The following is a 12,641-nucleotide window of genomic DNA, read 5'->3' as shown; positions in this document are numbered from 1 at the left end:
CCACTTGGTCTTCGGAGCCGCCGCGCGATTGTATGGGCCCGTCCAGGCACGGCATCGGCACCGAACTGCATCTGATTCCGTCCCCGAACCAAGGAGCCCCGCATGAGCCCGCGCACCACGAACTGGCTGGCCGCCTACGTTGTCACCGCCCTGGCCTTCGCCGTGCTGGACGTCGCCTGGATCCTGCTGGTGGCCAACCCGCTGTACCAGAGCCGGATCGGGCACCTGCTGGCGCCCCAGGCCAACCTGCCAGGGGCGGTCCTGTTCTACGCCATCTTCGTGGCCGGGATAGTGCACTACGGCGTGCGGCCCAACCATCCGGACGCCACCCTGCGGCAACGCGTCCTCGGGGCGGGGCTTTTCGGGTTCTTCACCTACGCCACCTGGGCGCTGACGGCCTTCGCCGTGCTCAAGGACTTCCCCGCCGTGGTGGCAGTTACGGACATCCTGTGGGGAGCCGCGGCGTGCAGTGTGGTCACGTGGGTGACCGCAACGCTGCTTCGGCGGCGCCTCGCTCGGCCCGCAGCTGCCTGATACGGGGCGCCGAACTGGCCCAGTTTTCAGAGGTGGGCTGCCAAAAATCCACGGGAATACTGGCAGACGTCCCGCAAAACTGGGCCAGTCCGGCAGGGCCGGGATAAAAGTCAGCCGAACAGCGCCGCCACGCGGGTCAGGGTCTCGTAGACGCCGTAGGCCAGCGGAACCCCCACCAGGGCCCAGCCCACGGCGAGTTTCCCGGCGGACGGGTTCACGGGGGTGTCATTGCGTGCGCTCATCTCAGGCCTCCATGGCAGGTTGGGTCCGCTCCGGGCGGGGTTCGTGGAATCGGGCGTCGACGGGTTTGACCAGCAGGTTGGCAATGAAGCCGACCACCAGCAGCGCCACCATGGTCAGCAGCGCCGGCTGGTAGGACGCCGCCGTCAGCTGCCCGGGCTTGCCCTGGGCGTCCAGGATCGCATTGACGATCAGCGGCCCGGCCACCCCGGCGGCGGACCAGGCGGTGAGCAGCCGGCCGTGGATGGCGCCCACCTGGTAGGTGCCGAACAGGTCGCGGAGGTAGGCCGGGACCGTGGCGAAGCCGCCGCCGTAGAAGGAAATGATGAAGAATGCGAGCGCCACGTACAGGACCGTGGTGCTGGCGCCGGCAAAGGCCAGGATCGTGTACAGCACCGCGCCCACGCCCAGGTACATCATGTAGATCCGCTTGCGGCCGGTGACGTCCGAGGTGGCGGACCAGGCGAACCGACCAGCCATGTTGCCGATGGACAGCAGGCCCACGAAGCCCGCCGCAACGCCGGCACTGACCAGGGACTTGCCGTCGGACTGCCGGAAGAAATCCTGGATCATGGGCGCCGCCTGTTCCAGGATGCCGATGCCCGCGGTGACGTTGCAGAACAGCGCCACCCACACCAGCCAGAACTGCCGGGTCTTGATGGCGTTCTTCGCGGAGACGTTCTCGGTGGTCACCAGCTTGGCGGCCTTGACCTTCGAGGGGTCGAACCCGGCGGGCCGCCAGCCGTCCGCAGGCACCTTGATAGTGAATGCGCCGAAGAGCATGTAGGCGAGGTAGACGACGGCGAGCGTCAGGAAGAGCTTGCCCACCGCATCGCCGCTGGCCACCCAGCCCTGCGCGCCGGAGTTGGGGTCGTACGCCTTGAGCAGCGCCGTGGATACCGGGCTGGCGATCAGCGCGCCGCCGCCGAAGCCCATGATCGCCATGCCGGTGGCCAGGCCGGGCCGGTCCGGGAACCATTTGATCAGCGTGGACACGGGCGAGATGTAGCCGATGCCCAGGCCGATGCCGCCCACCACACCGTAGCCCAGGTAGACCAGCCAGAGCTGCCGGGTGAAGATGCCCAGCGAGCCGATGAGGAAGCCGCCCACCCAGAACATCGCCGAGGTGAACATCGCCTTGCGCGGGCCGTTGCGGTCCACCCAGGTGCCCATGACCGCGGCGGAGAGGCCCAGCATGACGATGGCGATGGAGAAGATCACGCCGATCTCGGTGAGGCTGGCCCCGAAGTGCTTGACCAGCGCTGTCTTGTACACGCTGGTGGCATAGGCCTGCCCGATACAGAGGTGGACGGCGAGCGCCGCCGGCGGCACGAGCCAGCGGTTGAAGCCCGGGCGGGCAATGGTGTGGTCACGGTCCAGGAAGCCCATGGTGAATTCCCTTTGCTTGTCGATGACGCCGATGTCTGATCGATCCAGAGGCGTAGGGTCTCCCCACAGGGCCCGTTGCCTTCGGCAATCATGCGGCAAATAGTCAGTAAACGTACTATTGGCGCGCCGAGCGGTGGGAAATTTACGGTGAGCGGCGGTGTCAGGCGGCCTTGATGGGTGACGTGCTGCCGGACGATGCTGCCTGGCTCTCCCGGGCCAGGAAGGCGGACAGTTCGCCGATGGTGCTCATGAGCGGTGCGGGGAAGACGACGGTGGTGTTCTTGTCCACCCCGATTTCCACCAGGGACTGCAGGTTCCTCAGCTGCAATGCCAGCGGGTGGGCCATCATGGTGTCAGACGCGTCACCGAGCGCTGTCGCAGCGATGGCTTCGCCTTCGGCGGCGATGATCTTGGCCCTCTTTTCGCGTTCCGCTTCAGCCTGCCGGGCCATGGCGCGCTTCATGCTGTCAGGCAGTTGGATGTCCTTCAGTTCCACCAAGGTGACTTCCACGCCCCACTCGACGCTGAGCACATCGAGGATTTGCCGGATGTCAGCGTTGATCCGCGCGGTCTCGGACAGGGTCTGGTCCAGCGTATGCTGGCCCACGACCTTCCGCAGGGTGGTCTGGGCGATCTGGTCGATGGCCGCGGACACGTTCTCAATCGCGATGATGGACTTCACTGCGTCCACCACGCGGTAGTAAGCCACCGCCGAGACGTCCACGCTCACGTTGTCCTGCGTGATGATGCCCTGGGACTGGATGGGCATGGTCACGATCCGGAGGCTGACCAACGGCAGCCGGTCGATGACCGGGATGATCAGCCGCAGGCCCGGCTCCCGCACGCCGACCACCCTGCCAAGCCGGAACAGCACGCCCTTTTCGAACTGGCGCACAATGCGGATGGACATTCTCGCCACGATGAGCAGCAGGACGACGAGGACGATGATTACCAATGTGGTGGGGTCCATCAGGATCCCCTCCTGAAGTACTGGATGGGACCTGCCGAAGCCGGGCCGGCGCCGTGACAGATGTCCTGGCTCCATTCTCCCACCAACCATGAAAGAGAGCTTCAAACCTGCTGTAGGTTGATGCTACTTGTCAGTAAGGCGGAAAGCAGGTGCCGTATGGACGCGGACGTCATCATCATCGGCGGCGGCTTGGCCGGGCTCGTGGCCAGCAACGAGCTGGTCCGCGCCGGCAGGCGCGTGGCCATCGTGGACCAGGAGAACGAGGCGAACCTCGGCGGGCAGGCATTCTGGTCCCTGGGCGGGCTCTTCCTGGTGGACACGCCCATGCAGCGGCGGCTCGGCGTGAAGGACTCCTTTGAGCTGGCATGGCAGGACTGGCAAGGCTCGGCCCATTGGGACCGGCTTTCCGGCGCCCTTCCCGAGGATGAGTGGGCCCGGCAGTGGGGCCGCGCCTACGTGGAGTTCGCCGCCGGCGAGAAGCGCGCGTGGCTGCGGGAACAGGGCATCCGGTTCACGCCGCTCGTGGGCTGGGCCGAACGCGGCGACGGCAGGGCCGGCGGCCACGGCAACTCGGTCCCCCGCTTCCACGTCCCATGGGGCACCGGCACGGGAGTGTCGGAGCCGTTCGCCGGGCGGGCCCGGGAGGCGGCTGCGGCGGGCAGCGTCCGGTTTTTCTTCCGGCACCGGGTGGACGGATTAGCGTTCGACGGCGGCACGGTCACCGGGGTGCGCGGCGCGGTGCTGGCCCCGGATGGTTCCCCGCGCGGGGTGTCCTCCAACCGGGACGTTGTGGGTGAATTTGAGCTGCGGGCGCAGGCGGTGCTGATCGCGTCCGGCGGCATCGGCGGCAACCATGAGCAGGTGCGGCGCTGGTGGCCTTCCCGGCTGGGGACGCCGCCGCGGAAGATGGTCACCGGGGTCCCGGCCCACGTGGACGGGCGGATGCTGGACATCGCCGACGACGCCGGCGTCCGACTGGTGAACCGTGACCGGATGTGGCACTACACCGAGGGCATCCAAAACTGGAACCCCATCTGGCCGGACCACGCCATCCGGATCCTGCCCGGACCGTCGTCGCTGTGGTTCGATGCCCTGGGCCGGCGCCTCCCCTCCCCCGGCCTGCCCGGCTACGACACCCTGGGCACCCTCCGGCTGCTGCGGACCACCCCGGACATCCAGCAGTACAACCATTCGTGGTTCATCCTCAACCAGCGCATCATCGAAAAGGAGTTCGCCCTCTCCGGCTCCGAGCAGAACCCCGACATCACCAACCGGGACCGCAAGCTGCTGCTGAAGACCCGCCTGGGCCGCGGCGCCTCCGGGCCCATCGAGGCGTTCAAGGAACACGGCGCGGACTTCGTGGTGGCGGACAAACTCGCGGACCTGGTCCTCCGGATGAACGGAATCACGGCGGAGCCACTGCTGGACCACGGCCTGCTGCGGCGGCAGATCGAGGAGCGCGACGCCGAGATCCGGAACCCCTTCTCCAAGGACGTCCAGGTGGCGGGCATCCGCAACAGCCGCCGCTACCTGGGCGACCGGCTCTTCCGCACCGTCAAACCGCACCGGATCCTCGACCCCAAAGCAGGTCCGCTGATCGCCGTCCGCCTGCACGTGCTGACCCGCAAGACCCTCGGCGGCATCCAGACGAACTTGTCCGGCCAGGCCATCGGGCAGGACGGCTCCCCCATCCCCGGCCTCTACGCCGCGGGCGAAGCCGCCGGATTCGGCGGCGGCGGAGCCCACGGCTACAACGCATTGGAGGGGACCTTCCTGGGCGGCTGCATCTTCACCGGTCTTACCGCTGGCCGAACCCTCGCGGCCGCACTTTAAGACACGGCCGCACTTTAAGATGAGGCATGGACTTCGAGGTCGTGCTCCTGACCGTGGCCGGTGCCGCGCTGATCCTGCTGATGGTCGCGGACGTCTTCAACACCCTGCTCTATCCGCATGGTTCGGGTCCGGTGGGGCGGACCATCATGCGCGGCTTCTGGCTGCTGTCGAGGAAACTCCGGGGCGGCGCCTCCTCCATCGCCGCGCCGCTGGCCATGGCGGCGGTCATTGCGGCCTGGGCCACCCTCGCCGCGGTGGGCTGGGCGCTGCTGTACCTTCCCCACCTGCCTGACGGGTTCACCTACTCGGCCGGGGTTCCCCGGCAGGCCGACTTCGCCGAGGCGCTGTACATCTCGCTGGTGGCCCTTTCCACCGCGGGCTTCGGGGAGATCGTCGCCACGCATCCGCTGCTGCGGCTGGTGATGGCGTTCCAGGCCGTGGCGGGCTTCGGCCTGCTGACGGCCACGGTCTCCTGGATCCTCCAGACGTACCCGGCGCTGAGCCGCCGCCGGGTGCTGGCCCACCGGCTGAACCTGTTCCGGGAAGCCGCGGGACCCTCCGGGATCGCGTCGCTGGAGGCCCGGCATGCGGCGGGCCTGCTGGAATCGATGTCCGAGAACGTGGCGTCCGTCAGCATAGACCTGCTCTCGTTCCACGAAACCTACTACTTCCACGACGTGGAACCGAGGGGTTCGCTTCCCGCCACCATCACCTACGCGCACCGGCTCGCCACGGACGCCGAGGCCAGCGACAACCCCGAACTGCGCTTTGCCGGGCGCATGCTGCACGCCGCGCTGGATGACCTGGCCGACGTCCTCCGGGGCAAGTTCGGCCATGTGGGAAGCACCTCCTCCGACGTGTTCGACCACTACGAACTCCACCACCGGCACCGGCGGCCCCGGGAGCCGGGACGATAGCCACGGCCGGCCTTGCTATGGTCTGCGTATGGCTTCCCTCCCCCGCTCCGCCGACGATGTCATCAATGAACCGGAGCGCGTCCAGTTCGAGTTCTTCCTGGACCAGCACCGGGCAGCCCTCAGCGGCTGCCTGGCCGGGCTGACCGAAGAGCAGGCACGACGCCGGCTGGTTCCGTCGCGCACCACCCTGCTGGGGCTGGTGAAGCACGCCACCTTCGTGGAGAAGGTCTGGTTTGACGAAGCCTTCACCGGCCGCCCGCGCAGCGAGATCGGCATCCCGGCAACCCCGGACGAGTCCTTCATCCTGGACGACGGCGACACCATCGGCTCCATCCAGTCAGCCCACCACGCAGCCTGCGCCGCGTCCCGGGCCGCTGCCGCGCCTCTCAGCCTGGACGATGTGGTGACGGGCAACCGGCGTGGACCGCTCCCGCTGCGCTGGGTGTACCTGCACATGCTGCGCGAACTTGCCCAGCACTGCGGCCATGCGGACATCCTGCGCGAACAGATCCTGGCAGGCAGGGGCGGGGACCACAGCTGACGCGGCCCCCACGTGACGATCGGCCCGCCACCGCCCGCAGGGCCGCGTAAGCTACCTGCGCCGGCGCGATGACCGGTGCGGCGACCGGATGTGGATGGGCTGGAAACGCCGCGGCCCGGTCATCTCGCCCCGGCTCGTCAGTGCCACGGCGGCGACCACCAGCCACATGGTGGCCGCCTGCCCCCACGGGTAGACCTGCTGCGGAACTCCCGGCGTGAGCGGGTTCAGGATGAACTGGAATGCCGCCAGGCTCGCGTGCATCAGGGCCGCCACGAGCACGCTACCCGTGTGGTCGTAAACCCAGACCATGAGCACCCGGAAGGCCGTCAGCTGGCCGACAAGCACCGCCGCGACCCAGAGCGACATGAAGATGGCCAGCGGCACGCCGCCATTCGTCCCACCGCCGCCCCAGTAGTTCACAAAGAAGTGCCAGGCGCCCCACAGCACGCCCACCAAAAGACCGGTCCAGAGAACGCTGTAATGCTCCCTGGCCTTGGGAATGGCGAACCCGGTCCAGCCGATCTCCTCGAGAAGCCCCACCACCAGTCCCAGCACCACTCCCATGACCATGGTCCCGGCCTTATCCGTGGCCGTGGCGATCCTCGGCGCGTAGTCCAGGGAGGACATCCACAGCACCGCCACGGCGGCGGCCAGCGTCACCGGCGCGACCAGCAGGGCGAAGAGGTACCAGCGCCCGTCGACCCGCCAGGTAAGCAGCCGCGCCCAAAGGTCACGGTACCCTTCCCGTCCCGACACGATCCCCGTCAGGACCAGGCCGGCCACCGCGGGTCCCAGCAGCATGGCCGGGACGGTGGCGGGGATGGTGAGCTGGAACTGTTCCGGCGTGGGCGACAACCCGCCGGTAACCGCCCACACGGCCAGCCCAATGGCGCCCCAGGACAGGAGGAAGGTCACGGCGAAGTACCACGGCAGCGGGTGCCTGCGCACCGATGTCGCCAGGGCATGCATGGGAACCTCCCCGCGTTTCAGGCCACGAGCCGGGCCACCAACTCCCCCCGGCTCCCGACGCCGACTTTCTCGAAGACGGATTTCAGGTGGTCGTGCACGGTGTGCGGTGAGATGAACAGGTGCCGCGCGATGTCCGCGGTCGCTTGTCCGGACAGCACCTCCAGGCAGACGTCCCGCTCGCGCGCAGTGACACCGTAGGCCATCAGCAGCAGGCTGGCGAGTTCGCTCGTGGTGGCCGGTTCCACGGTGACCACCATCTGCCCGGGGTCGTCCCCGGTGATCAGCCGGCTGGCCTGCAGCACCACCCAGTTGTTCCCGGCGTCGCGCATCCTGGCCCGTGCCGTTCCCGATGCTGCGGCGTGCGCCTGCGCCACCACAGAATAGAGCGTCATGCTGAACCGGCCCGGCGCAGCATCCTCCACATCGGCGAGCCAGGACGCGGCGGCAGTCGTCGCGGCCCGCAGTTCGCCGTGCAGCCCGGCCAGGACAATCACGGGCCCGACGGCGGCCGGGACCGCCGGGTGCGCGGCGCGGACAGCGACGCGGGTCGCCGCCGCCAGGGTGGCGGTGACGGCCCCCAGGAATTCCAGCTCCCGGTCCGTGAAGTCGCGGCCGCCGCCCCGGAAGATGCTGCCCACTCCCCAGCATGCGTCGTCCACCCGGAACGCGGCACGCAGCTCATGGTCCAGGCCCTGGGGCTTGAGGAGGTCGTTGATCCGGACGCTGCGGACCACGTCCCGGTGCGGCGCGTCCGACATCCTCGCAATCGGACGCCGCCGCCGCAGCAGCTCGGCGAAGGTGTTCGGTTCCTGGCCCGTGTATTCGGTCTGGGCGAAGCGGAGGCTGTATTCGTCGTACTCGGCCCTTCCCACCGGCCACGGCTGCCAGTTGGTGATGGAGGTCATCGCCATGGAATCCGGGTCGACGGCGGCCCAGCAGCCCTGCTCGAACGGCACCTCACGCTGCACGACGGCCAGCGCCGAAGCGTAGAGTTCCGGCAGGCCCATTCCGCTGGCGGCCAGGTCGGCGATGTCCCGCCGGGCACGCTCCGCGCGCTCCTCCCACATACCTCCAGTATCGTCCCGGAGGGCGGTGCGGCAATCCCCCAATTTGGGGATCGCCCCAGCACCCCGAAACCCCCGGCAAGGGGATCGCGGCGGCGCGTGCCGCCGTCGTACTTTTCCCTTACGGGCGCCCAAGCCCGGCGTCACGGATCAATGGAGGTTGACATGGGACAGGCACGCGACGTCATGGACCGGCTGATGGCGGCCATGGCGGCGAAGGACAGGGAGTCGCTGGCCGGCTGCTACGCCGCTGACGCGGTGCTGCACACCCCGGACCGGGGCGGGATCACCGGGCGCAGCGCAATCGCGGACTATTACTTCCACTTCTGGGAGGCCATGCCCGATGTCCGGTACGAGCCCGCGGACAAGCATGAAGCAGGCAACGTAGCCATCGACGAGGGCTACGTGACGGGCACGAACACCGGGGCCCTGAGCCTGCCCACCGGCGGGACGCTCCCGCCCACCGGCCGGCAGGTCCGCGTCCGCAGCTGCGACGTCGCCAGGGTGGAGGATGGCTCCATCACCGCCTACCGCGCGTACTTCGACCAAATGGAGCTTCTGGGCCAGCTCGGGCTGCTGCCGGAACTGTCCACCCAGTAGGAGGCTAGACTGGCGGGGTAAGGACGGATTGGGGGATCCAGGGCGGTGCTGCTGCCGTTTCCGCTGGTCGGTCACCAGCGAACGCAAGGATCACCGTGACCTTCTTCCAGGACTTTCCGGTCCCGCCCATGCCGCCGCGGCCGCGCGCCACCCGGTATGCTCCGCCGCCCTGGGCAGCCGCGCCGGCCTACGAACTGCCGGCCGTGGTGCACCTTGGCACCTTCCTTCACCGCAGCCCCACGTCGGTGGTGGCGCTGCGGAGCGCCGAGGTGTTCTCCACGGGGGTGTCCTTCAACCTCTCGTGGGTGATCCGCCGCAGCGCGGAGGACGAGGACGCCTGGGATGAACGGCGCGGCGAGTTCTTCCGGCCCATGGGCATGCAGGGCAGGCGGCGTTCCCTGTCCGGGCTGATGTTCGGCGTCCAGTTTCCGGACGGTTCGAAGGCCAGCACAGGCCATCAGGGACCCCATGGGCTCATGGACACCTTCCAGCAGCCCGCCCCGCCAACGCTTGCCCTGCACAACGGTGGCGGCAGCGGCGCCGACGACGAACTTGCCGGGTCCGGCAGCCTGTGGCTGTGGCCCCTGCCTCCGGGCGGCGGTCTGCGGTTGTTTGCGCAGTGGACGGACTTCGGGCTCGATGAAACGTCCGTGACCCTCGACGGCGGCCAGTTGGCGGAGGCTGCATCCGGCGTCCAGCAGTACTGGCCCGGGGAGGACATCCACCATGGGTAGCATCACCGGGTTTGTCCTCTTCGTGCTCGCCGCGGCCGTCTTCTTCTACATCCTCTACGGGGTCATCCGCGCCGCTGTCCGTGATGGCATCGGCCAGGCGGACGAGCGGCGCAGGCGCCGTTCCGGCGAGCTTGACCGCTCCGGTGGATAGCGGGGCGCCGGGGTCAGCAGCCGGCCGCGTCCTCTTCCGCCCCCACGGCTGAGACGATGCTGCCGCAGCCCTGAAGGAACATCCGGCGCCCGTGACCGCCGTCGGTCCACACCCAGATGATCGAGTAGTCCGCGGTGACGGCGTCCACCACGCCGGTGCCGGCGAGGGTTCCTTCGCAGTAGCGGACCGTGTCCCCCACCGCCAGGCGGGGATGCCGGATCCGTTTCCTCCTGGGCCGGAGAGTGGTGGGGGCGTCGTGGTTGTGGTGCATGGGTTGTCCTTCGGTCGCGGGCGGATGGCCAGCTCATTACGACCCTGCCCGCTGCTCCCAGGTCACGCGCTGCGGCGTGGTGAAGCCAGACTAGCGCGCCCCGCGGCCGTATGCCCTGCCGGTGCCCCGGCAACCGATTGTGACTGCCCGGCCGTGACGGCCGGGCGATGGCTGCAGGGCAGCACGCGCTGTCAGCGTTCGACGGCGGCGAGCAGTTGCGCTTCGGCGCGGTTCAGGTAGGCGGCCAGGAAGTTCGCTGCCGCGGCCGGGTCCCCGGCTTCCAGGAGTTCCACGATCCTGGCGTTGTCCTCCACGTAGGGCTCGTGGAAGGCGGGGTCGGCGGCCATGGAATGGAACACGAGTCGCATCTCGGCGAGCACCTGATCCATGAGACCGTTCAGGCGTTCGCTGCCCGTACGGCTGATCAGGGCACGGTGGAAGTCCTGGTTGGCCCCGGCCATGGCGGGAATGTCACCCCTCGCCGCCGCCGCCCGGGCGCGGCGGATGATCTCCTTGAGGGGCGCCACCGGCGCCTTGCCGGACCACAGTACGGCAGCGGGTTCAAGGAACCTGCGGACCCGGTAGATCTCGCGGATGTCCTCGGCCGTGGGGCGGGCCACGAAGACGCCGCGGTTGGGGATGCGCGTGACGATGTGCTCGGCGTGCAGGGCGGTAAACGCCTCCCGGAGGGTGTTGCGGGACACGCCCAGGGCCTCGCGGAGAGCTTCCTCGGCGAGCTTGGAGCCGGGCTTCAGCTGGCCAGCCTCGATCCGGCTGCGGAGCTGGGCGGCGACCCAGAGCCCGGTTTCGGCGTGCTTGGTGGTCCTGGCCTGGGTCTGCAGATCGGCCAGCACCTCGTCAAACGTCATGGCTCCACGATATAGGCCGGCGGCGGGCTGCCCGGCCAGGTTTGCCAGGACGGGCCGCCCGATCCCATCCGTCAGTGCCAGAAGCCGGCGACCTGGCCGGCTATGGACCTGCCCTGGCTGAACCCTGCACGGGCAGCGGGCGGGCGCAGCGAGGGATCCATGGCGTTGGCGCAGAACATGTGCTCGGCTTCGCTGTCCGGGAAGGTGGTTTCAACCGTGCTGCCGGCCGCCCGCAGCTCCTCCACTTGCGCTGCAAGCTGCATTCCCCACTCGAGCGGCATCCGGGTCCTGCCGCCGAAGGGTGACAGCACAAGCACCCGCTGGTGGCCGGTCGCCAGGTCCGCGTTCTCGTTGCGCCGGTAGCCGCCGTCGATATATGCCCTGTCCCCGATTCTGTAGGCAAAACCGCTGGCGCAGCTGGCGGCCACGGCGTCAGCCAGCTCTATGCCGCTGTGGCGGTCGAAGACGGCCGGTTCGCCGCTGTTGGCGTCGACCGCAGTAATGAGCATTTTGTGCTGCGGCCAGTCCTGGCTGGGCAGGCGTGCCGCGACGGTGGCCCGCCACCGTGCCTGCGCGGAACCGTCCGACGCGGCGGCCATGCTGAGCCCTGCCGCTCCCATCCGGCGGCGCATGTCGGCGGCGTCCGACGCGGCGCCGATGATTGTGTTGGTTCTCTCCAGGTGGCTTGTCACGGCGTTGGGCCGGCTGCCGCTGCCGGATGCAGCGGGTACTGTATCCGGACGGGCAGGAGCGGGGGCCGCAAGGACGGCGGCGAGCAGGTCGGCAGGGGCTGCGCCCGACAGCTGCGCCGCTGCCGTGGATCCGGCCGATGTTCCGATGACCAGGTCGGCGTTGGTCACATCGAGTCCGGCATCAAGCATGCCAGCGATGATGCCGATCAGCCATGCGTTGCCTGTGGATCCGCCGCCGCCCAGGACAAGGGCGCGCCCGGATTTTGTGGCGGGAGTGCTGTGCGGAGTGAAAGAAGGTGTGGTGTTCAAGGGAGTCGCCTTTCGCGAAGTTGCCTGGCGGAAGCTCCCGGTGACGACTGGTTCAGTCGGTTGATCGCGGGCTGCAGGGAGCGCCCATTGCTGATACTGCGTACATGGGTCTCACCTCCTGCGGATAGGTCACGATCAGGGGAAATCGTCGCACAGCGGCATGCCACGCGCAACACCCCCGACCCGCGCTCACGTGTGGGTTAAATGCTGCAGGGCCCTGGCTGTCGTTGTCAGGGCCCTGCTGAATGTGTGTCCGGCGGTGTCCTACTCTCCCACACCCTCCCGGGTGCAGTACCATCGGCGCTGTGGGTCTTAGCTTCCGGGTTCGGAATGGGACCGGGCGTTTCCCCCACGCTATGACCGCCGTAACCCTTTGACCCGTCACCGACCCGCTGCGGGGGTGGTGTGGGAAAACTGTGTGGTTACAACATGTGGTGTTGTTATGTAGTTGTTTGGTTCCCGGGTTGTTGGTTGGGAACCACATAGTGGACGCAAGCAGAATGTTTTCTGTGTGGTGTAAGTTGTTGGCCTATTAGTACCGGTCAGCTTCACGAGTCG

General features: G+C 68.4%; 15 protein-coding genes and 1 rRNA gene. 7 read left to right on the top strand and 9 right to left on the bottom strand.

The window, feature by feature from the left end; genetic code table 11:
* The first annotated feature begins 102 nt into the window (after positions 1-102).
* Positions 103-534, top strand: coding sequence for a DUF2177 family protein (locus ACYSM9_RS02775; RefSeq protein WP_461855474.1), 432 nt, complete (start codon positions 103-105; stop codon positions 532-534).
* A gap of 110 nt (positions 535-644) precedes the next feature.
* Here the strand turns inward: ACYSM9_RS02775 and ACYSM9_RS02770 are convergent, their stop codons facing one another.
* The 3 genes from ACYSM9_RS02770 to ACYSM9_RS02760 form a co-directional block, all read right to left on the bottom strand.
* On the bottom strand, positions 645-776 hold the full coding sequence (locus tag ACYSM9_RS02770; protein WP_461855473.1) for an MFS transporter small subunit: 132 nt from the start codon (positions 774-776) through the stop codon (positions 645-647).
* 1 nt (position 777) lies between these two features.
* Complete coding sequence (locus ACYSM9_RS02765) at positions 778-2,163, bottom strand: OFA family MFS transporter (protein WP_461855472.1); 1,386 nt, start codon at positions 2,161-2,163, stop codon at positions 778-780.
* 160 nt (positions 2,164-2,323) lie between these two features.
* Positions 2,324-3,133, bottom strand: a complete 810-nt coding sequence (locus tag ACYSM9_RS02760) for a slipin family protein (protein WP_461855471.1) — start codon at positions 3,131-3,133, stop codon at positions 2,324-2,326.
* 156 nt (positions 3,134-3,289) lie between these two features.
* Between ACYSM9_RS02760 and ACYSM9_RS02755 the strand changes: the two genes are divergently transcribed.
* The 3 genes from ACYSM9_RS02755 to ACYSM9_RS02745 are packed head-to-tail and all read left to right on the top strand — an operon-like array spanning position 3,290 to position 6,424.
* A complete protein-coding gene (locus ACYSM9_RS02755) occupies positions 3,290-4,966 on the top strand; it encodes an FAD-binding dehydrogenase (RefSeq protein WP_461855470.1) in 1,677 nt (558 codons plus the stop codon).
* A gap of 26 nt (positions 4,967-4,992) precedes the next feature.
* Entirely contained in the window at positions 4,993-5,883 is an 891-nt protein-coding gene (locus ACYSM9_RS02750; RefSeq protein WP_461855469.1) for a potassium channel family protein, read from the top strand.
* Between the two features lie 28 nt (positions 5,884-5,911).
* On the top strand, positions 5,912-6,424 hold the full coding sequence (locus ACYSM9_RS02745) for a DinB family protein (protein WP_461855468.1): 513 nt from the start codon (positions 5,912-5,914) through the stop codon (positions 6,422-6,424).
* 51 nt (positions 6,425-6,475) lie between these two features.
* Here the strand turns inward: ACYSM9_RS02745 and ACYSM9_RS02740 are convergent, their stop codons facing one another.
* Together ACYSM9_RS02740 and ACYSM9_RS02735 are read right to left on the bottom strand one after the other, a co-directional pair.
* Positions 6,476-7,393, bottom strand: coding sequence for a CPBP family intramembrane glutamic endopeptidase (locus tag ACYSM9_RS02740; RefSeq protein WP_461855467.1), 918 nt, complete (start codon positions 7,391-7,393; stop codon positions 6,476-6,478).
* 17 nt (positions 7,394-7,410) lie between these two features.
* On the bottom strand, positions 7,411-8,460 hold the full coding sequence (locus ACYSM9_RS02735; protein ID WP_461855466.1) for a helix-turn-helix transcriptional regulator: 1,050 nt from the start codon (positions 8,458-8,460) through the stop codon (positions 7,411-7,413).
* A 162-nt stretch (positions 8,461-8,622) separates the two neighbouring features.
* On the opposite strand from ACYSM9_RS02735, the gene ACYSM9_RS02730 reads away from it, so the two are divergent.
* From ACYSM9_RS02730 to ACYSM9_RS02720, 3 genes are all read left to right on the top strand, one after another.
* Positions 8,623-9,057 carry an ester cyclase gene (locus ACYSM9_RS02730; protein ID WP_461855465.1) on the top strand — a complete coding sequence of 145 codons (435 nt, stop codon included), beginning with the start codon at positions 8,623-8,625 and terminating at the stop codon, positions 9,055-9,057.
* Between the two features lie 95 nt (positions 9,058-9,152).
* Complete coding sequence (locus ACYSM9_RS02725) at positions 9,153-9,791, top strand: hypothetical protein (protein WP_461855464.1); 639 nt, start codon at positions 9,153-9,155, stop codon at positions 9,789-9,791.
* A complete protein-coding gene (locus tag ACYSM9_RS02720; protein ID WP_461855463.1) occupies positions 9,784-9,942 on the top strand; it encodes a hypothetical protein in 159 nt (52 codons plus the stop codon). Before ACYSM9_RS02725 ends, ACYSM9_RS02720 begins: the two co-directional genes overlap by 8 nt.
* 13 nt (positions 9,943-9,955) lie before the next feature.
* Here the strand turns inward: ACYSM9_RS02720 and ACYSM9_RS02715 are convergent, their stop codons facing one another.
* The 4 genes from ACYSM9_RS02715 to rrf all read right to left on the bottom strand — a co-directional run bounded on the left by ACYSM9_RS02715 (position 9,956) and on the right by rrf (position 12,451).
* Positions 9,956-10,213 carry a hypothetical protein gene (locus tag ACYSM9_RS02715; protein ID WP_461855462.1) on the bottom strand — a complete coding sequence of 86 codons (258 nt, stop codon included), beginning with the start codon at positions 10,211-10,213 and terminating at the stop codon, positions 9,956-9,958.
* A gap of 191 nt (positions 10,214-10,404) precedes the next feature.
* Positions 10,405-11,082 carry a GntR family transcriptional regulator gene (locus ACYSM9_RS02710; protein ID WP_461855461.1) on the bottom strand — a complete coding sequence of 226 codons (678 nt, stop codon included), beginning with the start codon at positions 11,080-11,082 and terminating at the stop codon, positions 10,405-10,407.
* Between the two features lie 71 nt (positions 11,083-11,153).
* Complete coding sequence (locus ACYSM9_RS02705) at positions 11,154-12,083, bottom strand: patatin-like phospholipase family protein (RefSeq protein WP_461855460.1); 930 nt, start codon at positions 12,081-12,083, stop codon at positions 11,154-11,156.
* 251 nt (positions 12,084-12,334) lie between these two features.
* Positions 12,335-12,451, bottom strand: a 5S ribosomal RNA gene (gene rrf, locus ACYSM9_RS02700).
* Positions 12,452-12,641: the final 190 nt, after the last annotated feature.

The organism is Arthrobacter sp. C152 (assembly GCF_054890965.1).
This window is presented reverse-complemented; position numbering and strand designations above follow the sequence as displayed.

Coding starts and splice junctions, on each gene's coding strand:
- ACYSM9_RS02750 (WP_461855469.1), top strand. CDS start 4,993: ATGGACTTCGAGGTCGTGCTCCTGACCGTGGCCGGTGCCGCGCTGATC.
- ACYSM9_RS02710 (WP_461855461.1), bottom strand. CDS start 11,082: ATGACGTTTGACGAGGTGCTGGCCGATCTGCAGACCCAGGCCAGGACC.
- ACYSM9_RS02740 (WP_461855467.1), bottom strand. CDS start 7,393: ATGCATGCCCTGGCGACATCGGTGCGCAGGCACCCGCTGCCGTGGTAC.
- ACYSM9_RS02755 (WP_461855470.1), top strand. CDS start 3,290: ATGGACGCGGACGTCATCATCATCGGCGGCGGCTTGGCCGGGCTCGTG.
- ACYSM9_RS02760 (WP_461855471.1), bottom strand. CDS start 3,133: ATGGACCCCACCACATTGGTAATCATCGTCCTCGTCGTCCTGCTGCTC.
- ACYSM9_RS02770 (WP_461855473.1), bottom strand. CDS start 776: ATGAGCGCACGCAATGACACCCCCGTGAACCCGTCCGCCGGGAAACTC.
- ACYSM9_RS02735 (WP_461855466.1), bottom strand. CDS start 8,460: ATGTGGGAGGAGCGCGCGGAGCGTGCCCGGCGGGACATCGCCGACCTG.
- ACYSM9_RS02765 (WP_461855472.1), bottom strand. CDS start 2,163: ATGGGCTTCCTGGACCGTGACCACACCATTGCCCGCCCGGGCTTCAAC.
- ACYSM9_RS02730 (WP_461855465.1), top strand. CDS start 8,623: ATGGGACAGGCACGCGACGTCATGGACCGGCTGATGGCGGCCATGGCG.
- ACYSM9_RS02720 (WP_461855463.1), top strand. CDS start 9,784: ATGGGTAGCATCACCGGGTTTGTCCTCTTCGTGCTCGCCGCGGCCGTC.
- ACYSM9_RS02715 (WP_461855462.1), bottom strand. CDS start 10,213: ATGCACCACAACCACGACGCCCCCACCACTCTCCGGCCCAGGAGGAAA.
- ACYSM9_RS02775 (WP_461855474.1), top strand. CDS start 103: ATGAGCCCGCGCACCACGAACTGGCTGGCCGCCTACGTTGTCACCGCC.
- ACYSM9_RS02745 (WP_461855468.1), top strand. CDS start 5,912: ATGGCTTCCCTCCCCCGCTCCGCCGACGATGTCATCAATGAACCGGAG.